This window comes from Azospirillum lipoferum 4B (assembly GCF_000283655.1).
In the GTDB taxonomy this organism is placed as follows: domain Bacteria; phylum Pseudomonadota; class Alphaproteobacteria; order Azospirillales; family Azospirillaceae; genus Azospirillum; species Azospirillum lipoferum_C.
In genome coordinates this window covers 1,373,624-1,392,578 of sequence record NC_016622.1, presented here as the reverse complement: position 1 = coordinate 1,392,578, position 18,955 = coordinate 1,373,624, and the positions used below count along the sequence as shown (strand labels likewise).

Here is an 18,955-nt window from a genome sequence, read left to right as displayed (position 1 = left end):
CTCAGCGCCGCCCGGTTGGACGGCCGAAGCGGGACGGCGTGCCGAAGCGCGACGCGATCTTGGCGCCGGTCGGCCTCAGCTTCGGTGGCAGCGGCGGCGGGGGAGGGGGCGGCGGCGGAGTTTCGCCGCGCGGCACGCCGCCGCCCGACGCCATCTCCGCCAGATCCTTCACCAGCTTCTGCACGCTGCGCACGCGGGCCTGCGGGTCGGGCCATTCGCGGCTGTAGACCAGCTTGTGGTCGGGCCGCAGCTTCATCAGCGTCAGGTGCTGGGCGATGTAGGTCAGCAGTTTGGCCGGCTCGGCATAGAAATTGTCGTGGAAGGCCAGGACCAGACCCTTTGGCCCGGCATCGACCCGGTCGATGTTGGCCTGTTTGCACCAGCGCTTGATGGTGACGACGTCCAGCAGGTTTTCCACCTCCTCCGGCAGCTTGCCGAAGCGGTCGATCAGTTCGGCGGCGAAGCCGTCGACCTCCGCCCGGTCGACCAGATCGGCGATGCGGCGGTAGAGCGACAGCCGCACCGTCAGGTCGGGGACGTAGCTTTCCGGGATCAGCACCGGCGTGCCCAGGTTAATCTGCGGCACCCATTCCTGCGCCGCCGCAGCGGCGACCGCCCCCTCCTGCATCGCCGCGCGGGCGTTGGCGACGGCCTCCTCCAGCATCTGCTGGTAGAGCTCGACGCCGACCTCGCGCACCTGACCCGACTGTTCCTCGCCCAGCAGATTGCCGGCGCCGCGGATGTCCATGTCGTGGCTGGCAAGCTGGAAGCCGGCGCCCAGGCTGTCCAGCGTCTCGATGACGTGCAGGCGCTGCTGGGCGGTGCTGCTCAGCGGCTTGTTGGGGGCATAGGTGAGATAGGCGTAGCCGCGCTTCTTCGACCGGCCGACACGGCCGCGGATCTGGTAGAGCTGGGCCAGCCCGAACAGGTCGGCGCGGTGGACGATCAGCGTGTTGGCGTTGGGGATATCCAGGCCGCTTTCGATGATGTTGGTGGCGAGCAGAACCTCGAACTTGCCCTCGTCGAAGGCGGTCATCACATCTTCCAGCTCGCTGGCCGCCATCTGTCCGTGGGCGGTGACGATCTTGACCTCCGGCACCAGTTCGCGCACCCGCTCGGCGACCTTCGCCAGATCCTCCACGCGCGGGCAGACGTAGAAGCTCTGGCCGCCGCGATAATGCTCGCGCAGGATCGCCTCGCGGATCACCACCGGGTCGTAGGGCAGTACGAAGGTACGCACCGCCAGACGGTCCACTGGCGGCGTCGCGATCAGCGACAGCTCGCGGACGCCGGACAGCGCCATCTGCAGGGTGCGCGGGATCGGCGTGGCGGTCAGCGTCAGAACGTGGATATCGGCGCGCAGCTCCTTCAGCCGTTCCTTCTGCTTCACGCCGAAATGCTGCTCCTCGTCGACGATGACCATGCCGAGCCGCTTGAAGTCCAGGCCCTTGGCGAGCAATGCATGGGTGCCGACGACGATGTCGGCCGTGCCCTCCGCCAGTTCCTTCTTGACCAGCGTCTGTTCGCGGGCGGTGACCATGCGCGACAGCTGGACGACGCGCACCGGCAGCCCGTTGAAACGGGTGGAGAAGGTCTTGAAATGCTGGCGGGCCAGCAGGGTGGTGGGCACGACGACGGCGACCTGCTTGCCGCTCATCGCCACCATGAAGGCGGCGCGCAGGGCCACTTCGGTCTTGCCGAAGCCGACGTCGCCGCAGACCAGCCGGTCCATCGGCCGGCCGCTGCCGAGGTCGGTGAAGATGTCCTCGATGGCCTTCAACTGATCGTCGGTCTCGGGGTAGGGGAAGCGGGCGGCGAATTCCTGATAGACGCCTTCCGGCGTCAGCACCGGATCGGCCTTCTTCAGCATGCGCTCCGCCGCGATCTTCAGCAGGGCTTCGGCCATGTCCTTCAGGCGCTTCTTGACCCGCGCCTTGCGGCCCTGCCAGCCGGCGCCGCCCAGCTTGTCGAGCTGGACGTTGGCGTCCTCGGATCCGTAGCGCGACAGCACCTCGATGTTCTCGACCGGGACATAGAGCTTGTCGCCGCCTTCGTAGATCAGGCGCAGGCAGTCGTGCGGGGCGCCGGTGACCTCCAGCGTCTCCAGCCCGTCATAGCGGCCGATGCCGTGGTCCATATGGACGACGATGTCGCCCTCATGCAGGGCCGAATGTTCGGCGATGAAGTTGGCGGCCTTGCGCTTCTTCTTGGCCGGGCGGACCAGACGGTCGCCGAGGATGTCCTGTTCGGTGATGACGGCGAGATCGGCGGAGGTGAAGCCATGCTCCATCCCCAGCACGATGGTGCCGATGATGCCGCGGTCGAAACGGCGGACATCCTCGATGCTCTCCGCCGGCTCCAGCCCCGGAATGCCGTGGTCGGCCAGCACGTTGGACAGGCGGTCGCGCGACCCGGCGGAATATCCCGCGATCAGCACCCGGCGCCCGTCGGCGCGCAGCGCGCGGATATGGTCCTTCACCGCGTCGAAGACGTTCACGTCGGGGCGGTTGCGCTCCTCCGCGAAGTCGTGGCCGCGCTTGCCGCCGGCATCCACCGTGCCCTTGATGCCGGGGGGCGTGGAGAAGATCTGCAGCTGCGCCACCGCGCGCTCCGCCATCAGCGCGTTCCAGCCGGTGGCGTCGATGAACATCGAGGCGACCGGCACCGGCTTGTAGACCGGCGACCCGGTGCGTTTTTCGATGCTCATCATCGAATCGCGCGAGGCATGGAAATCGACCACCTGCGCGATGCGGGCGTCGCGCGACTCGTTTGCCTGATGGTCCAGGCTGACGATGCCGCGCGGCAGGTAATCCAGCACCGTGTCCATGCTCTCGTGGAACAGCGGCAGCCAGTGCTCCATCCCGCCATAGCTGCGGCCGGCGGAGATCGCCTCATAGAGCGGATCGTCGTCGGTCACCGCGCCGAACAGCTCGCGGTAGCCGGAGCGGAAACGGGCGATCCCCGCCTCGTCCAGGAAGACCTCCGACATCGGCTTCAGTTCGACACTGTCGCGCTTGTCGGTGGTGCGCTGGGTCATGGGATCGAAGGCGCGCACCCCCTCCAGCTCATCGCCGAACAGGTCGAGGCGGAGAGGCTCCTCCGTGCCGGGCGGGAACAGGTCGACGATGCCGCCGCGCACCGCGAACTCGCCGGGCTCCCGCACCGTCTGGGCGCGGGTGTAGCCGTTGCCGGCGAGGTAGCGTTGCAGCTTCTCCAGGTCGATGCGGTCGCGCAGCTTGGCCGAGAACACCGCGTTCTTGAAGGCGCTGCGCGGGGGCACCTTCTGCACCACGGCGTTGACGGTGGACAGCACGATCAGCGGAGCCAGCCCGTCGCGGTTCGGCGCTGCCTCACGCCTTGCGATCAGCCGGGTCAGCGTGTCGATGCGGCGGGCGACGATGCCGCCGTTCGGCGACACCCGGTCGTAGGGCAGGCAATCCCAGGCCGGGAAGGTCAACACCTCCAGCTTCGGCGCGAAGAAGGCCAGCGCCTCCGCCAGCAGGGCGCAGCGCGTGTCGTCCAGCGCCACATGCAGCAGGCCATAGGCCCCGGCCTTCTGCGCAAGCTCCGCCAGGATGCGGGCGTCATGACCCTCGGGCGCGCCGCCGATCAGGAGACGGCCGGCGCGGCCGGGCTGGAGATCGTAACTGACCAAAGGAGGATGCCTCGGAGAAGGGAAGTGCTTTTGACAGAGCCTTGAACGCGGCTCCGTCAGGAGCCTTGACGTGGTGTGTAACGGAACGCCGTCAACAGGTGCATCACGTCGCTGTCATGTTCGGCGGGAACCGGCTCCCGTCCCGACATCCAGTCGTAGAGGTCGGGGTCGCCAAGCTCCAGCAGCGCTTCGAATCGGTCGAGCATGGCATGGTCGAACTCGCCGACATGGGCGTCGGCGAAGCTGCCCATCAGCAGATCCATCTCGCGCGTGCCGCGATGCCAGGAGCGGAAGCGCAGCCGCTTGCGCCGGTTCTCAAGCGATTCGGCCTTCTCGGGAGCCGGCGATTCGGAAGCCGGGGGGGTGCCGTTTTCGGTCATTGCTGTCCAACGTCGAAAACCCCCAGCGCCACCAGCGGCGAAGGGGGAACCATTCAGGAACCCCATCCTGCACGGGCAGACGCCGCGATGCAACCTCGGCCGCCTGGCTTGACCGCCGGAGGTGGATGTCCTATCTGCCCAATTGCCCGCGGGGACGACCCCGCCGATGAGCAGAGGGTTACCGGGTGGGGACGACCCCGCCATTCCAAGACGGAGGTACCGTCATGGCGTGGGTCACGCTGTTCTTCGCCGGCCTGTTCGAAATCGGTTGGGCCGTCGGCCTGAAATACACCGAGGGCTTCACCCGTCTGGTCCCGAGCGTGCTGACCGCCGCGGCGATGCTGGCGAGCATCCTGCTGCTGGGGGTTGCATTGAAGACTCTGCCGCTGGGCACGGCTTACGCGGTGTGGACCGGGATCGGCACGGTCGGCACCGCGGTGCTGGGGATGTGGCTGTTCGGCGAACCCGCCGGGGCGCTGCGGCTGCTGTGCATCGCGGCGATCGTCGGCGGGATCGTGGGGCTGAAGGTTCTGCATGGGTGAGTGGTCTCTGAATGCCCCCACCCTAACCCTCCCCCGCTCACGCGGGAGAGGGAACTCCGCCGCTTCGCGTTAAACTACTTTAACAAGCTTCCTGCCCCCTCTCCCGCGTAGCGGGGGAGGGATGGGGTGGGGGCATTTGAACCGAAACCCCCTCAAACCCCCTCCGTCCGGCAGGTCAGCCCCAGCGTCTCCGCGGTATTCGCCGCCGCCGACAGGCAGACCTCCGCCCGCTCCGCCGGGATCGACACCGAGAAGCGCAGGACATAGCGTTCGCCGGCACGGTCGGGCAGGGTCTGCGCATCCAGCCGCACGATATTGGCGTCGAACTGGGTGAAGATCTCCGACAGGCGGGCAACGAGGCCCGGCTGGTCGCCGCCCGACACCTCGACCCGGTGGGTGATCATGGCCTGCGGACCCGGCTGGGGATCGAAGGCGAAGGGCGTGACCTTCACCTCGGCGCCGGCCAGAACAGGGAGGGATGACAGGCTGGCCTGAACCTCCCCCACCGTCAGCCCGGCGGGCAGCTCGCAGACGGCGGAGAACTCGGCACCGGTGCCGAGCGCGGCGAAGGTGGCGTCGCGCAGGTTGATGCCCTGTTCGAACAGGTGGCTTGTGATGCCGGAGACCAGCCCGACCCGGTCGGGGCAGAAGGTGGAAACCAGAGCCAGCCCGGCAGTCGAGTCCGTCGCCATCGCACATCTCCCGTGTCGGTATTCTTCGCGGTCACGGTTTCGGCCGTGCCGTCCGGATGCGCGATCATCGAAGCGGGGTGCCGGGAACGCCAGCACAAAATGGCGTTCAGCTGCCGAACAGGCGGCGGGTGGCGGCGCTGATGGCGTGAAGCTCCGCCGCCAGCGCCGGGTCGATGTCGTCGACATAGTGGGAGGCGAGCAGGCCGAAATTCAGGTCCGCGGCACGGTCCAGCCGCTTGGCGCCATCCCGTGCCGCGCCGTCCACATAGTCGAGCTGGCGCTGGATGCTGGTCAGCCAGCTGTTGTCCGGCTCCCGTCCGGCCAGTGCCGCAATTCCGGCGGAGGCGCGTGCGATGCGCCGGCGCAGCTCGTCGGCGGTGGCGATGTCGGACATGGCGGGAGCCTCCTCTGGATGGTGGCGGACAGTCTGACCGTCCGCCGCCAGCCAGAGAACAGGAAATCGGGGCTGAAGGTCGCGGCGCTATTGGGCGAGGCCGCCGCTGGTGACGCCGGACTTGACGCTGTTCGGGACCACCACCTGGGCGCAGCCGCCCGCGGTCTGCACGCTGGTGCCCGGCGTGGTCCAATTGTCGACGATGGGGGCGGCGACGGACTTCAGCCCCTGGCCGGACGGCAGCACCGCCTTGTACTCCGCCCGTCCGGCGCCGGAAATGCCCAGGCAATCGGGAGTGGCGGTGACGACGGGAGAGAAGAAGTTCCCGAACCGGACGGTGTCGTAGCCGGTGCGGACATACTGGTACCAAATGGTACCGGCGGGGATGTCGATCACCTCCAGCGGCTTGGAGAAGTCGATCCCTTTGGAGTCGTCGGCATACCGGGCGGAGGTGAGGTCGGTCGAGGCATAGAAATAGCTGGCGACCACCACACGGGCGTTCAGCTGGTCGGCGCTGGACCCCGTGGCCTTTGCGACGGCCACCTGCTCCGCGGTCGGAGCGGTCTGGGCGATGCCCGGCTGCGCTGCGGCCATCGACAGGCCCAGCAGGAGAAAGAGAGCGAGCAATGGCTCTTTGAGAAGGCGGGAAAGGGATTTCATGGGTATTCACCGCATCCGGAAAATTGAAAATGTCCGGCAGAATGATACCCATGCAATCGGTCCGGCCAAGCCCCGAATGCGACAGGGGCCGGACCATGTCCCGGTCCGGCCCCTTCATCGCAGGCGGTGTAATGTGCTGTGCCGTCAGGCGGCGGTGCCGCCGACCGTCAGGCCTTCCAGCTTCAGCGTCGGCTGGCCGACGCCGACCGGCACGCCCTGGCCGTCCTTGCCGCAGGTGCCGACGCCGGGATCGAGGCGGCTGTCGTTGCCGATCATCGACACCTTGGTCAGGCTGTCCGGGCCATTGCCGATCAGGGTGGCGCCCTTGACGGCGGGACCGAGCTTGCCGTCCTCGATCAGGTAGGCCTCGCTGGCGGAGAAGACGAACTTGCCGTTGGTGATGTCGACCTGACCGCCACCGAAGTTCTTGGCGTAGATGCCCTTCTTGACCGAGGCGATGATCTCGTCGGGCGTGTGGTTGCCGTTGCGCATCACCGTGTTGGTCATGCGCGGCATCGGGTTGTAGGCGAAGCTCTGGCGCCGGCCGTTGCCGGTCGGACGCATGCCCATCAGGCGGGCATTCATGCGATCCTGCATGAAGCCGACCAGGATGCCGTCCTCGATCAGCGTGGTGCACTGGCCGGGCGTGCCCTCGTCGTCGACGCTGATCGACCCGCGCGAATTCTCGATGGTGCCGTCATCGACGATGGTGACGCCGGGGGCGGCGATGCGCTGGCCCATCAGACCGGAGAAGGCGGAGGTCTTCTTGCGGTTGAAATCGCCCTCCAACCCATGGCCGATGGCCTCGTGCAGCAGGATGCCGGGCCAACCGCTGCCGAGCACCACCGTCATCTCGCCGGCCGGGGCGGGAACGGAGGACAGGTTGACCAGTGCCTGCCGCAGCGCCTCGTCGACGAAGCCGCGCCAGGTTTCCGGCTGGATATAGTGCTCGTAGGTGACGCGGCCGCCGCCGCCATAGCCGCCGGTCTCCATCCGGTCGCCTTCGGCAACCACGACGGAAACGTTCAGGCGCACCAGCGGGCGCAGGTCGGCGACGCGCACGCCGTCGGCGCGCATGATCTGCACCGCCTGCCATTCGCCGCTGATCGAGCAGCTGACCTGCCGCACTCGCTCGTCCTTGGCGCGGGCATAGGCGTCGATGTCGGCCAGCAGCTTCACCTTCTCTTCGAAGGGGACAAGGTGCAGGGGATTGTCGGGGATGTAGAGGGCGCGGTTGGTGCCGGCCGGCGGCTCCGCCAGGGTGCCGGTGTGGCCGGCCTGCACGGCGCGCACGGTGGCGGCAGCGCGGCGGATCGCCTCTTCCGACAGGTTGCTGGCATGGGCATAGCCGGTCGCGTCGCCGGCGATGGCGCGCAGGCCGAAGCCCTGGGTGGTGTCGAAGCTGGCTGACTTCAGCTTCCCGTCGTCCCAGCCCAGCGACTCGCTCTGGGCGTATTCGAGGTAAAGCTCCCCATCGTCGGCACTGTGCAGGGCGTCCTGCACGACGCCTTCCACGCGGGCGCGGTCCATGCCGGCGCGGTTGAAGAAGAGATCGTCGGTGACGGCAAGCGCGCTCATGAAAACTCCGAACCTGTGATGGGGCGGAACCCGGCCTGCCCGGCATGATGGCTTGTGCCGGCCTCGTTCCATGGTAGGACACAGTGTCATAGCGGGCGCTCTCGCGCCGCGCCGCACCATGTGCTCTAACGGTCTTACTATAGTGTGGCGACGCTGGCGCGATCCGGCAAGTTCGTCGACGCCGGTTTATGTTACCTGATGGCGGGCCGGCCGCGGGGTGGTGCTGGAATGGCGGAGGGAAACATGACCGACGGAGCGGTGCGGACGACAACGGACAGCCTGAACCGCGCAGGCGTGTCCGGAAACGGCACCGGCATTGCCGGATCGCGCCCCTTGCGCGACCATCCGTTGCGCCAGGTCCTGACCAACGAGGTCCATGCCCGTCCGCCGGAATCGGTGGCGGCGCCGGTGCGCGCCACGATGCTGGCGATGCTGTCGGGGGAGGGGGCGACCGAGGTCGACCGCCGCCATCTGGAGGCTCTGTGCGACTGGGCCGGCGTCGTCCGCCCGCCGCAGGGCGCCACCCACCACAGCGCGTCCTTCGGCAGCTTTCATCTGAAGTGGGAGCGGCACACCGAATTCTCGACCTGGACCGTCTTCCGCCCCAGCGCCATGCCGGCGGGCGCCCTGGTCGATCCCTTCCTGGAGCCGGCGCTGCATGCCTTGCCGCGGGAATGGCTGGCCGGCCTGCCGGGCGAACTGCTTGTCGGCATCCATGTCGCCGTGCTCGGCGCCGACACGCCGGAGCCGTCGCCGTCCATGATGGCCGCGATGTTCGGGTCGGAGAGCTATGTCGGATCGCGCATCGCCGGCCGGTCGGCCACCGCCTGGACCGATTTCCGCATCCATGGCGACGGCTTCTCCCGCATGCTGGTCGCCGACCATTCGATGACGCCGCGCCAGACCGGCCGCGTGGTGCAACGCCTGCTGGAGATCGAGACCTACCGGGTGCTGGCCCTGCTGGCGCTCCCGATGGCGCGCGGCGTGCTGCCCCGAATCGGTCCGATCGAATCCGGCTTGGCTGAGGTCACCAACCGGATCGCCTGTCTGCGCGGCCTGCAGGACGAGCGTGACCTGCTCGACCGGTTGACCCTTCTGGCGGCGCAGACCGAGCAGATCTCGGCCGAGACCGCCTATCGGTTCGGCGCCGCCCGTGCCTATTACGAGTTGGTCGAGCGGCGAATCGAGGAGCTGCGCGAGATCCGGATCGAAGGGCTGCAGACCGTCCAGGAGTTCATGGACCGCCGCCTGACCCCCGCCATCCGCACCTGCGAGGCGGTCGAGCAGCGGCTCGAGTCGCTGTCGCAGCGGGTGGCGCGGGCCAGCACCCTGCTGCGCACCCGCGTCGAGATCGCGGTGGAAGGCCAGAACGCCGAGCTTCTCCAGTCGATGGACCGCCGCGCCCAGCTGCAGCTGCGCCTGCAGGAGACGGTGGAGGGGCTGTCGGTGGTGGCGATCAGCTATTACCTCGTCGGCATCGTCGGCTATGCGGCCAAGGGGCTGAAGGGATTCGGGCTCAAGGTCGATCCCGACATGCTGGTGGGGGTGATGATTCCCATCGTCATCGCCTTCGTCTGGTCGGGGGTGAGGCGGATCCGCAAGGTGCTGGTCGGCGGGCATTGAGGGGCGCGTTGGCGGCATGATGTAACTGAGAGGCGGCGGCAGTCCCCTCTCCCGCAAAGCGGGGGAGGGCTAGGGAGGGGGCCAGCGCCTATCACCTTCGCGCATCTGGCCCGAAGCCCACACCTGACCCATTCTTAATCCCTGAGTCGCCCCCAGGCGCCGCAACAATCCTGCGCACCGGTCGGCGCGACCACTCACATCCTTTCCGCTCCCCATCCCCACAAAAATCCGCTGCCCCAACGGACTGCGACGGAATGCCGCATGGTTTGACCCCTGTCCGCGCTCAACCTTTGTTCCCATGGCGCGGCTGAATGCGAGGAAAAGTCTATGAATTCGGTGGGAGAGAGGAAAGGCTTGTAACCCAGCGTGACGTGGGGATAAGCTCCGGATGCGGGTATATGTCGCGCTAAGATGGCGTGATCCCTGCATTAACTGGCGTTCGCTGATAAGCCCAACTATGGACAGCGCGAACGGATCGCGGTCCGGAGGAGAAGAGGGCGGAGGGGGCGTCGGCGGGAAGAGACGACCGCGGGCCATGACGAGCGTCGCGGCTAAGAAGGGGTTGGGGATGAGAAGGCAAAGCCTGTACGCCGCCGGCCTGGCGGCGGTCCTGTCGATGGTCGGGCCGACGATGATGGGGTGGGGTGCCGCCCTGGCGAACGAGCCGCAACCGTGGGAGATGGGCATGCAGCCCTCCGCCTCCCCGGTCAAGCATCTGATGACCTCGTTCAACGACCTGCTGACCATCATCATCACGCTGATCGTGATCTTCGTCGCGGCGCTGATGGCTTATTGCATCGTCCGCTTCGATGCGACGAAGAACCCGGTTCCGTCCAAGACCTCGCACCACACGCTGCTGGAGGTCGCCTGGACCGTGCTTCCGGTGGTCATCCTGATCGTGATCGCCGTGCCGTCCTTCAAGCTGCTCTATGCCGCGGAACGCATTCCGGAAGCCGAGATGACCGTCAAGGTCACCGGCCGGCAGTGGTATTGGGACTATGAGTATCCCGACCACGGCAACATCGCCTTCTCCAGCTACATGATCCCGGAATCGGAAATCAAGCCCGGCCAGCGCCGTCTGTTGGAGGTCGACAACCGGGTGGTCGTGCCGGTCAACACCACCGTCCGGCTGATGGTGACCGCCGGCGACGTCATCCACTCCTGGGCGATGCCGGCCTTCGGCGTCAAGAAGGATGGCGTCCCCGGCCGCATCAACGAGACGTGGTTCAAGGCCGAACGCGAAGGCGTCTATTACGGCCAATGCTCCGAGATCTGCGGCACAAACCACGGCTATATGCCGATCGCGGTGGAGGTGGTGTCCCGGGAGGCGTTCGATGCCTGGGTCGCCAAGGCCAAGACGGCCTTCGCGCCGAAGGATCCGGCCCGCGACGTCGCGGCACGTCCGACCGGAACTCTGGTCGAATGAGGATGCCGGCCGGCCCCGCGGACTTCGCACGGCCCGGCATAGGGACGACGCGATAAGAAGAACCTACCCAGCCGCCGCCGGTCCGCGGAAGAACGGACGGCGCGGCGGCCAGGGACAGCGACAAAGGGTAGAGACATGGCAAACGCCACACCGGGACAGGATCAGGCCGCCGGGCATGGACATGGGCATGGTCACGGGCATGACGACCATCACATGCCCGGCTTCGTGCAGCGCTGGTTCTATTCGACCAACCACAAGGACATCGGCACGCTCTATCTGATCTTCTCGGTGATCGCCGGGCTGATCGGCGGCCTGTTCTCCGTCATCATGCGCGCGGAGCTTCAGTCGCCGGGCCTGCAATTCGTCGCCGACGGCCAGATGTGGAACGTGCTGATCACGGCGCACGGCCTGATCATGGTGTTCTTCGTGGTGATGCCGGCGCTGATCGGCGGCTTCGGCAACTGGTTTGTGCCGCTCATGATCGGCGCGCCCGACATGGCCTTCCCGCGCATGAACAACATCAGCTTCTGGCTGATCGTGCCGGCCTTCCTGCTGCTGCTGGGCTCGGCCTTCGTCGGCACCGGCGCCGGCACCGGATGGACCATCTATCCGCCGCTGTCGGCGCAGTTGGGCCACAGCGGGCCGTCGGTGGACATGGCGATCTTCGCCCTGCATCTGGCCGGCGCCAGCTCGATCCTCGGTGCGGTGAACTTCATCACCACCATCTTCAACATGCGCGCGCCCGGCATGACGCTGCACAAGATGCCGCTGTTCGTCTGGGCGATGCTGGTGACCGCCTTCCTGCTGCTGCTGGCGGTGCCGGTGCTGGGCGGCGCCATCACCATGCTGCTGACCGACCGCAATTTCGGCACCACCTTCTTCAATCCGGAAGGCGGCGGCGACCCGATCCTGTTCCAGCATCTGTTCTGGTTCTTCGGCCACCCCGAAGTCTACATCATGATCCTGCCGGCCTTCGGCATCATCAGCCACATCGTGTCGACCTTCTCCAAGAAGCCGGTGTTCGGCTATCTCGGCATGGCCTACGCCATGGTCGCCATCGGCGTCGTCGGCTTCGTCGTGTGGGCGCACCACATGTACACGGTCGGCCTCGACGTCGACACCAAGGCCTACTTCACCGCCGCCACCATGATCATCGCCGTCCCCACGGGCGTGAAGATCTTCTCGTGGATCGCCACCATGTGGGGCGGGTCGATCGAGTTCCGGGTGCCGATGCTGTGGGCGCTGGGCTTCATCTTCCTGTTCACCGTCGGCGGCGTGACCGGCGTGGTGCTGGCGAACGGCGGCCTCGACAACTACATGCACGACACCTACTACGTCGTGGCGCACTTCCACTATGTGCTGTCGCTGGGCGCGGTGTTCTCGATCTTCGCCGGCTGGTATTACTGGATCGGCAAGATGTCGGGCCGCCAGTATCCGGAGTTCTGGGGCAAGGTCCATTTCTACACCACCTTCGTCGGCGTCAATCTGGTGTTCTTCCCGCAGCACTTCCTGGGCCTGTCGGGCATGCCGCGCCGCATCCCCGACTATCCGGATGCCTTCTGGGGCTGGAACATGGTGTCGTCGCTGGGCGCCTATCTCTCCTTCGCCTCGACGCTGCTGTTCGTGTGGATCGCCTGGAAGACGCTGCGCAGCGGCGAGCGGGTGCCGGGCGCCTATTGGGGCCCGCAGGCCGGCACGCTGGAATGGTCGGTCAGCTCGCCGCCGCCGTTCCACGCGTTCGAGACGTTGCCCCAGGTGAAGTAAGCATGCTAACGGGCGGGCGTTGCCGCACTGCAGCGCCCGACCCATCTGGAATGGACAAAGCCGGAAAGCCCGAACAATGGGCGTCGGCAGGAAGGGCGCCGAGGCGACGGACCCGGGGTTAGAAGACAAGGACACGATATGACGGACATGACGAACGAACTGACGCTCAACCGAACCGGAGGGGCGTCGGCCGGTGACTTCATCGAGTTGCTGAAGCCGCGGGTCATGTCGCTTGTGGTCTTCACCGGGCTGGCCGGCATCGTCCTGGCTCCCGGCCACATCCATCCCTTCCTGGCGCTGGTCGCCGTGCTGTGCATCGCCGTCGGCGCCGGGGCGTCGGGCGCCATCAACATGTGGTACGACCGCGACATCGACGCGGTGATGGCCCGCACGATCAAGCGCCCGATCCCGTCGGGCCGCGTGGAGCCGTCGGAGGCGCTGGGCTTCGGCGTCACTCTGTCGGTGCTGTCGGTCGTGGTGATGGGGCTGGCGGTGAACTGGGCGGCGGCCTCGCTGCTGGCGCTGACCATCGGCTTCTACGTCTTCGTCTACACCATGTGGCTGAAGCGCCGGACCCCGCAGAACATCGTGATCGGCGGGGCCGCGGGCGCCTTCCCGCCGATGATCGGCTGGGCCGCGGTGACGGGTAGCGTGGACATGCCGTCCATCCTGCTGTTTCTGCTGATCTTCCTGTGGACGCCGCCGCATTTCTGGGCGCTGGCCCTGTTCCGCAACGGCGACTACACCCGCGCCGGCGTGCCGATGATGCCGGTGGTGGCGGGAGAGGCGGCGACCAAGCGCCAGATGCTGGCCTATACGCTGATCCTGCTGCCGGTGGCCGCGGCGCCGTTCTTTGTCGGGATCGCCGGGCCGGCCTATCTGGCGGTGTCGGCCATCCTCGGCCTGATGTTCGTCGGCCATGCCGTCCGCGTCCTGCGCGCGACCGACGACAAGCCGGCCAAGAAGATGTTCGGTTTCTCGATCCTGTACCTGTTCCTGCTGTTCGCCGTGATGATGGCGGAGCGGCTGATCCTTGGAGGGTGGGCATGACGGTGATGGAACACGATACCCCGGTCGATACCCGCGCCTCGGTGGAGGAGCAGAAGCGGCAGGAGGCCGTTTTGCGGGCCAGGAAGCTGCGCGGCCGCAATCTGGCCGTTCTGGCGGCGCTGCTGACGCTGGTCGCCCTGTTCTACGCCATCACCGTCGTGCGGATGGGCGGGGCGCACTGATGGTCAAGAGCGGCGAGATGACCAAGCGCGACGACAGGCTGCGCCGCCGCAACCGCCTCGTCCTGGGCTCGCTGTTCGGGCTGGTGGCGGGGATGATCGGGATGACCTATGCGTCGGTGCCGCTCTACAACCTGTTCTGCGCCGTCACCGGCTTCGGCGGCACGACCCAGCGGGCCGAGCAGGCCGCGAACCGTGTCGTCGACCGCAAGGTCACCATCCGCTTCAACGCCGACACCAACAACGCGCTGCCCTGGTCCTTCAAGCCGGAGCAGAAGGAACTGGCGCTGAAGCTGGGAGAGACCGGGTTCGCCGCCTATCGGGCGGAGAACCGCGGGGTCAAGCCCACCGTCGGCACCGCAGTCTACAACGTCACGCCGGACAAGGCGGGCGCCTATTTCAACAAGATGCAGTGCTTCTGCTTCACCGAGCAGATCCTGGAGCCCGGCCAGGCCGTGGACATGCCGGTGACCTTCTTCGTCGACCCGTCGATGGCCGACGATCCGAACATGGACGACGTGACCACCATCACGCTGTCCTACACCTTCTTCCGCGCCAAGGACAGCGAGGCCCGGCTTGCCCAGCATGCCGCGTCTCCCGCCCCGTCCGGCGGTGCGGAGGCAAGCAAACAAAAGGCGGAGCCAGGGGCGACCGCCACAAACTGAACAATATGGGGTAGTGAGACGATGGCCGACATCACCCACGGGCAAATGCCGCACGCCGAACCGTCAGCCCATGAACCGGGCGCCGGCATCCCGCATCCCTATCATCTGCTGAAGCCCAGCCCCTGGCCGCTGATCGGCGCCTTTTCCGGCGGGCTGCTGGCGACCGGTCTGGTCGTCTACATGCATGACGGCGGCTCCTTCCTGATGATCCTGGGGGTGCTGGCCATTCTGGTGACGATGTTCGGCTGGTGGCGCTCGGTGATCCGGGAATCGGTGGTGGAGCATGCCCACACCCCGGTGGTGAAGATCGGCCTGCGTTACGGCATGGCGCTGTTCATCGCGTCGGAGGTGATGTTCTTTTCCGCCTTCTTCTGGGCCTTCTTCCACGCCGCCCTGGATCCGAAGGCCTCGCCGATCAACCCCGATGCCGTGTGGCCGCCGCCCAACGTGCATGTCATCGATCCGTTCGACATGCCGCTGATGATGACGCTGACCCTGCTGCTGTCGGGCGTCACCGTGACCTGGGCCCACCATGCGATCGTGGAGGGGCGCAACCGCGAGGCGGCGAAGGCGCTGGGCCTGACGGTGCTGCTGGGCGTGCTGTTCTCCTTCTTCCAGGCCTATGAATATGTCTATGCCTCGTTCAAGTTCACCGACGGCATCTTCCCGTCCACCTTCTACATGGCGACCGGCTTCCACGGCTTCCATGTGCTGGTCGGCACGATCTTCCTGGCGGTCTGCTGGGTCCGCACGGTGAAGGGTCATTTCACCCCCGAAAGCCATTTCGGCTTCGAAGCTGCGGCCTGGTATTGGCACTTCGTCGACGTTGTCTGGTTGTTCCTGTTCGTATCGGTCTACTGGTGGGGTGGCCATGGCGGCGTGATCGCCAGCCACTGACGCCACCGGCGCCGAGCCGTTCCGGCAGACTTCACCCTTTGCCGGAGCGGCGCGAACGGGAGGTTTCAGCGTGAGCGACCATTACCCCAGAGTTTCCCCCATGTCGGCGGGCATGCGTTGCGTCTGCCCGCGCTGCGGACGGGGGCGGCTTTACTCCGGCTATCTGACGGTGGCGGAGCGCTGCAACGACTGCGGCCTCGACTTTTCCCAGGTCGACAGCGGCGACGGCCCTGCGGTCTTCCTGATCTTCATCCTGGGATTCCTGGTGGTGCCGGTGGCACTGTGGGTATCGATGACCGTCGAATGGCCGCTGTGGCTGCACGCCATCGTCTGGAGCATCGTGGTGCTGGGGCTGACGCTGGGCATGCTGAGGCCGGCCAAGGCCTATATCATCGCCCTGCAGTACCGCTATCGCCGCAGCGAGGTCGAGAAGGGATCATGAAGGCCGCAACCACCGGAACAGGGGCGGCGGCAGATGGCGCCGGATCGCGGGAGCGCCGCCGCTTCCGCCCGTCGCTGGGCGCCACTCTGGTCACGATGCTGGGATTGGCGCTGGCCATCGGCCTCGGCACCTGGCAGTTGGAGCGTCTTCAGTGGAAGACCGATCTGGTCGCCCGGATCGCCAGCCGGATGGCCGAGCCGCCGGTGCCGCTTCCGGCCCGCATCGACGATCCCGCGGCCTGGGAGTTCCGGCCCGTCACCCTCTCCGGCCATTTCCTCAACGACAGGGAATTTCTGCTGATCGCCCGTCCGCACCAGGGGCGGGTCGGTTACGAGCTTCTGGTCCCGTTCCAGCGGGCGGACGGGGCCGGCATCGTGCTGGTCAACCGCGGCTTCATCCCCATGGATCTGCGCGATCCCGCATCCCGCCCCGCCGGTCAGGTGAAGGGGGAGGTCAGCGTCAAGGGCATCGTCCGCCTGCCGCAGCAGCCCGGCCTGTTCCAGCCCGGCAACGGCACGCCGCAGCCGGGGAGCGCCTGGATGCGGCCCGATCCGCCGGCCATGGCGGCGGCGCTGTCGCTGGACCGCGTGGCGCCCGTGGTGGTGGAGATGCTGCCCGGCCAGAGCTTCGGCGCACCGAATTCCGGCCTGACCGGAGCGCCACCCAGCACCTTGGCCGGCACCCTGGCGGGGATCGAGCCGCGGGTGGACCTGCCGAACAACCATCTGCAGTATGCCTTGACCTGGTACGGGCTTGCGGTAACGCTCGCCGGGATCTACGTGCTGTCGCAGCGCAAGCGCGCCGACACCGGAACCGACGGACGATCCGATGACCGCATATCAGGAGCTTGAACGCCGCCACGCCCGCATCGCCGCCATCGGCGACGCGCTGGGCATTCTCGGCTGGGATACCCAGACGATCATGCCGGAGGGCGCGAACGACGGCCGGGCGGAGCAGACCGCCACCCTGTCGGTGATCGCGCACGAGCTGGCGACCGACCCGCGCATGGCCGACCTGCTGGCCGAGGCGGAGGCCGATACCAACCTCGATGCATGGCAGCGCGCCAACCTGCGCGAGATGCGCCGCCACCACATCCAGTCCACCGCCATCCCCGCCGATCTGGTGGAGGCGACCAGCAAGGCCGTGTCGGTCTGCGAGATGACGTGGCGCGCCGCGCGGGCGGAGAGCGATTTCGCCAAGCTGCTGCCCTCGCTGACCGAGGTGCTGGCCCGCGTGCGCGAAGGGGCCGACGCGATGGGCTCCGTCATGGGCATCAGCCCCTATGACGCGCTGCTCGACAGCCACGATCCGGGCGCGCGGGCGGAGCGGATCGACGCGCTGTTCGCCGACCTCTCCACCTTCCTGCCCGACCTGATCGGCCGCGTGCTCGACCGTCAGGCCGCCGCCCCGGCCGCGGTCGATCCGCAGGGGCCGTTCCCGGTGGAAAAGCAGCGCGAGCTGGGCGTGCGGATGATGGAGCGGTTGGGCTTCGATTTCAGCCGCGGCCGGCTCGACGTGTCGCTGCATCCCTTCTGCGGCGGGGCGACCGGCGATGTCCGCATCACCACCCGCTATGACGAGGCCAACTTCACCGACGCGCTGATGGGCATCCTGCACGAGACCGGCCATGCCCTGTACGAGCAGAACCGCCCGCGGGCGTGGCTTGGGCAGCCGGTTGGCCAGTCGCGCGGCATGGCGGTGCATGAGAGCCAGTCTCTGCTGATGGAGATGCAGGCCTGCCGCTCGCCGGAGTTCATCACTTGGCTGGCGCCTGTGGTGCGCGAGACCTTCGGCGGGGAGGGGCCGGCCTGGGAGGCGGACAATCTGCGCCGGCTCTACAGCCGGGTCGAGCGCGGCTTCATCCGCGTCAATGCCGACGAGGTCACCTATCCGGCCCACATCATCCTACGCTACCGCCTGGAAAAGGCGCTGATCGCCGGCGATCTGACCCTGCCGGACCTGCCCGGCGCCTGGAACGACGGCATGGCGGAGCTGGTGGGCGTGGTGCCGCCGAACGATAAGCTGGGCTGCCTGCAGGACATCCACTGGCCGGGCGGCGGCTGGGGCTATTTCCCGAGCTACACGCTGGGGGCCATGACCGCGGCCCAACTGTTCGACGCCGCGCGCACCGCCGATCCGGAGATCGTGCCCGCCCTGTCACGCGGCGAGTTCGCGCCGCTGGTCGCTTGGCTGCGGGTGAATGTGCACGAGACTGGCTGTTTCCATGCCTCCGGTGACGAGCTGCTGACGGCGGCGACCGGCCGGCCGCTCGACTCGTCGGTGTTCAAGCGGCATCTGGAGCAGCGCTATCTCTGAGTCCGTGACCGCGGCCGGTTCCCTGGCGACGGGGGGCCGGCCCGGATTCCTACCCCTATACCGCGATCTGCGTGACCAGCGGCGTGTTCACCCCGGCGTCGGCGCGGCGATACGCTTCGATGGCATCGGACCAGGGTTCGATGGTCAGTCCGCTGCCCATCGCTTCCTGATGGATGCTTTGGGCGACATAGCCGGCGTTGGGAAGGGCGGTCAGCGGAACGGGACCGCCGCTGACCGGGCTGGAGTCGTCGGTGGCGGAACCGATGGTGAAGCCACCCGCCGACCCGCCGGTGCCGCGGCTGCGGGAAGCCGTCGAGTCGCCGTCGGCACGGCCGCTCCCCTGCAGCGCATCGCCTGTCGCCTCGGTCCCTTCCTTGTTCCGCTTGCGCTCCTCCTCGCCGGGAATCCGGCGGATCGGCTGAACCGCCGCGGCATCGCTCGCCAGCATCTGACGCAGCTTCGCAACGCCCGAGGTGGGCATCGCGCTGGTCGGTGCGGGAAGGGCGGCCAGTCCGGACAACGGGCGAAAACCTCAGGGTGGCGGGTAGGCGGGCAGGGCTATGGTTCGGGCGGTCTCGTCGCTGATCCGATCTTGCACAAACCGTGCGTGATTCGAAACAGGGTAGTGGGGCAAAAGTTCCGAAATGCTTAAAATGCCGATTAAATGTCCTTGGGTTGCGACACCCTGACAT

General features: G+C 67.3%; 18 protein-coding genes. 11 read left to right on the top strand and 7 right to left on the bottom strand.

The genetic code is table 11. The annotated features are described in order from the left end of the window. Position 1 precedes the first annotated feature (1 nt). Positions 2 to 3,655: a transcription-repair coupling factor gene (gene mfd, locus AZOLI_RS06420; protein ID WP_014247786.1), complete on the bottom strand. Its 3,654-nt coding sequence runs from the start codon at positions 3,653 to 3,655 to the stop codon at positions 2 to 4. Positions 3,656 to 3,711: 56 nt separating this feature from the next. After that, the gene (locus tag AZOLI_RS06415) at positions 3,712 to 4,035 is read right to left on the bottom strand and encodes a succinate dehydrogenase assembly factor 2 (RefSeq protein WP_014247785.1); all 324 of its coding nucleotides are present in this window, start codon (positions 4,033 to 4,035) and stop codon (positions 3,712 to 3,714) included. Between the two features lie 224 nt (positions 4,036 to 4,259). Here AZOLI_RS06415 and sugE point away from each other — a divergent pair, with 224 nt between their 5' ends. Continuing rightward, positions 4,260 to 4,577 carry a quaternary ammonium compound efflux SMR transporter SugE gene (sugE, locus tag AZOLI_RS06410; protein ID WP_014247784.1) on the top strand — a complete coding sequence of 106 codons (318 nt, stop codon included), beginning with the start codon at positions 4,260 to 4,262 and terminating at the stop codon, positions 4,575 to 4,577. Positions 4,578 to 4,729: 152 nt separating this feature from the next. On the opposite strand, the gene AZOLI_RS06405 is transcribed toward sugE, so the two are convergent. From AZOLI_RS06405 to tldD, 4 genes are all read right to left on the bottom strand, one after another. Then, complete coding sequence (locus tag AZOLI_RS06405) at positions 4,730 to 5,269, bottom strand: glycine cleavage system protein R (protein WP_014247783.1); 540 nt, start codon at positions 5,267 to 5,269, stop codon at positions 4,730 to 4,732. A gap of 106 nt (positions 5,270 to 5,375) precedes the next feature. Further along, positions 5,376 to 5,663 (bottom strand): immunity protein Tsi6 family protein, encoded by a 288-nt coding sequence (locus AZOLI_RS06400; RefSeq protein ID WP_014247782.1) that lies wholly within the window; start codon positions 5,661 to 5,663, stop codon positions 5,376 to 5,378. A gap of 87 nt (positions 5,664 to 5,750) precedes the next feature. Further along, positions 5,751 to 6,323 carry a polymorphic toxin type 46 domain-containing protein gene (locus tag AZOLI_RS06395; protein ID WP_014247781.1) on the bottom strand — a complete coding sequence of 191 codons (573 nt, stop codon included), beginning with the start codon at positions 6,321 to 6,323 and terminating at the stop codon, positions 5,751 to 5,753. Between the two features lie 144 nt (positions 6,324 to 6,467). Further along, positions 6,468 to 7,901, bottom strand: a complete 1,434-nt coding sequence (tldD, locus tag AZOLI_RS06390; RefSeq protein WP_014247780.1) for a metalloprotease TldD — start codon at positions 7,899 to 7,901, stop codon at positions 6,468 to 6,470. Positions 7,902 to 8,144: 243 nt separating this feature from the next. Between tldD and AZOLI_RS06385 the strand changes: the two genes are divergently transcribed. The 10 genes from AZOLI_RS06385 (at position 8,145) to AZOLI_RS06340 (ending at position 18,263) form a co-directional block, all read left to right on the top strand. After that, complete coding sequence (locus tag AZOLI_RS06385) at positions 8,145 to 9,524, top strand: DUF3422 family protein (protein ID WP_014247779.1); 1,380 nt, start codon at positions 8,145 to 8,147, stop codon at positions 9,522 to 9,524. A 568-nt stretch (positions 9,525 to 10,092) separates the two neighbouring features. Further along, positions 10,093 to 10,950 (top strand): cytochrome c oxidase subunit II, encoded by an 858-nt coding sequence (gene coxB, locus AZOLI_RS06380; RefSeq protein ID WP_014247778.1) that lies wholly within the window; start codon positions 10,093 to 10,095, stop codon positions 10,948 to 10,950. Between the two features lie 135 nt (positions 10,951 to 11,085). After that, on the top strand, positions 11,086 to 12,714 hold the full coding sequence (gene ctaD / locus AZOLI_RS06375) for a cytochrome c oxidase subunit I (RefSeq protein ID WP_014247777.1): 1,629 nt from the start codon (positions 11,086 to 11,088) through the stop codon (positions 12,712 to 12,714). Between the two features lie 138 nt (positions 12,715 to 12,852). Next, positions 12,853 to 13,764, top strand: coding sequence for a heme o synthase (cyoE, locus tag AZOLI_RS06370; RefSeq protein WP_014247776.1), 912 nt, complete (start codon positions 12,853 to 12,855; stop codon positions 13,762 to 13,764). Next, positions 13,761 to 13,946 carry a hypothetical protein gene (locus AZOLI_RS06365; RefSeq protein WP_014247775.1) on the top strand — a complete coding sequence of 62 codons (186 nt, stop codon included), beginning with the start codon at positions 13,761 to 13,763 and terminating at the stop codon, positions 13,944 to 13,946. Before cyoE ends, AZOLI_RS06365 begins: the two co-directional genes overlap by 4 nt. Beyond that, complete coding sequence (locus tag AZOLI_RS06360; RefSeq protein WP_014247774.1) at positions 13,946 to 14,608, top strand: cytochrome c oxidase assembly protein; 663 nt, start codon at positions 13,946 to 13,948, stop codon at positions 14,606 to 14,608. The genes AZOLI_RS06365 and AZOLI_RS06360 overlap by 1 nt, the downstream gene beginning before the upstream one ends. Before the next feature lie 21 nt (positions 14,609 to 14,629). Then, a complete protein-coding gene (locus tag AZOLI_RS06355) occupies positions 14,630 to 15,505 on the top strand; it encodes a cytochrome c oxidase subunit 3 (RefSeq protein WP_014247773.1) in 876 nt (291 codons plus the stop codon). Positions 15,506 to 15,605: 100 nt separating this feature from the next. Next, a complete protein-coding gene (locus AZOLI_RS06350; RefSeq protein ID WP_014247772.1) occupies positions 15,606 to 15,947 on the top strand; it encodes a DUF983 domain-containing protein in 342 nt (113 codons plus the stop codon). After that, positions 15,944 to 16,798, top strand: coding sequence for an SURF1 family protein (locus tag AZOLI_RS06345; protein ID WP_014247771.1), 855 nt, complete (start codon positions 15,944 to 15,946; stop codon positions 16,796 to 16,798). The genes AZOLI_RS06350 and AZOLI_RS06345 overlap by 4 nt, the downstream gene beginning before the upstream one ends. Beyond that, on the top strand, positions 16,776 to 18,263 hold the full coding sequence (locus tag AZOLI_RS06340) for a carboxypeptidase M32 (protein ID WP_014247770.1): 1,488 nt from the start codon (positions 16,776 to 16,778) through the stop codon (positions 18,261 to 18,263). The genes AZOLI_RS06345 and AZOLI_RS06340 overlap by 23 nt, the downstream gene beginning before the upstream one ends. A 55-nt stretch (positions 18,264 to 18,318) precedes the next feature. Here the strand turns inward: AZOLI_RS06340 and AZOLI_RS06335 are convergent, their stop codons facing one another. Beyond that, positions 18,319 to 18,783: a hypothetical protein gene (locus tag AZOLI_RS06335; RefSeq protein WP_014247769.1), complete on the bottom strand. Its 465-nt coding sequence runs from the start codon at positions 18,781 to 18,783 to the stop codon at positions 18,319 to 18,321. Positions 18,784 to 18,955: the final 172 nt, after the last annotated feature.

What these genes read in the sequence shown, in the direction of transcription:
- sugE (WP_014247784.1), top strand. Translation starts at nt 4,260, where the DNA reads ATGGCGTGGGTCACGCTGTTCTTCGCCGGCCTGTTCGAAATCGGTTGG.
- coxB (WP_014247778.1), top strand. Translation starts at nt 10,093, where the DNA reads ATGAGAAGGCAAAGCCTGTACGCCGCCGGCCTGGCGGCGGTCCTGTCG.
- AZOLI_RS06350 (WP_014247772.1), top strand. Translation starts at nt 15,606, where the DNA reads ATGTCGGCGGGCATGCGTTGCGTCTGCCCGCGCTGCGGACGGGGGCGG.
- AZOLI_RS06355 (WP_014247773.1), top strand. Translation starts at nt 14,630, where the DNA reads ATGGCCGACATCACCCACGGGCAAATGCCGCACGCCGAACCGTCAGCC.
- tldD (WP_014247780.1), bottom strand. Translation starts at nt 7,901, where the DNA reads ATGAGCGCGCTTGCCGTCACCGACGATCTCTTCTTCAACCGCGCCGGC.
- cyoE (WP_014247776.1), top strand. Translation starts at nt 12,853, where the DNA reads ATGACGGACATGACGAACGAACTGACGCTCAACCGAACCGGAGGGGCG.
- AZOLI_RS06385 (WP_014247779.1), top strand. Translation starts at nt 8,145, where the DNA reads ATGACCGACGGAGCGGTGCGGACGACAACGGACAGCCTGAACCGCGCA.
- AZOLI_RS06415 (WP_014247785.1), bottom strand. Translation starts at nt 4,035, where the DNA reads ATGACCGAAAACGGCACCCCCCCGGCTTCCGAATCGCCGGCTCCCGAG.
- AZOLI_RS06345 (WP_014247771.1), top strand. Translation starts at nt 15,944, where the DNA reads ATGAAGGCCGCAACCACCGGAACAGGGGCGGCGGCAGATGGCGCCGGA.
- AZOLI_RS06405 (WP_014247783.1), bottom strand. Translation starts at nt 5,269, where the DNA reads ATGGCGACGGACTCGACTGCCGGGCTGGCTCTGGTTTCCACCTTCTGC.
- AZOLI_RS06360 (WP_014247774.1), top strand. Translation starts at nt 13,946, where the DNA reads ATGGTCAAGAGCGGCGAGATGACCAAGCGCGACGACAGGCTGCGCCGC.
- AZOLI_RS06395 (WP_014247781.1), bottom strand. Translation starts at nt 6,323, where the DNA reads ATGAAATCCCTTTCCCGCCTTCTCAAAGAGCCATTGCTCGCTCTCTTT.
- ctaD (WP_014247777.1), top strand. Translation starts at nt 11,086, where the DNA reads ATGGCAAACGCCACACCGGGACAGGATCAGGCCGCCGGGCATGGACAT.
- AZOLI_RS06340 (WP_014247770.1), top strand. Translation starts at nt 16,776, where the DNA reads ATGACCGCATATCAGGAGCTTGAACGCCGCCACGCCCGCATCGCCGCC.
- AZOLI_RS06400 (WP_014247782.1), bottom strand. Translation starts at nt 5,663, where the DNA reads ATGTCCGACATCGCCACCGCCGACGAGCTGCGCCGGCGCATCGCACGC.
- AZOLI_RS06365 (WP_014247775.1), top strand. Translation starts at nt 13,761, where the DNA reads ATGACGGTGATGGAACACGATACCCCGGTCGATACCCGCGCCTCGGTG.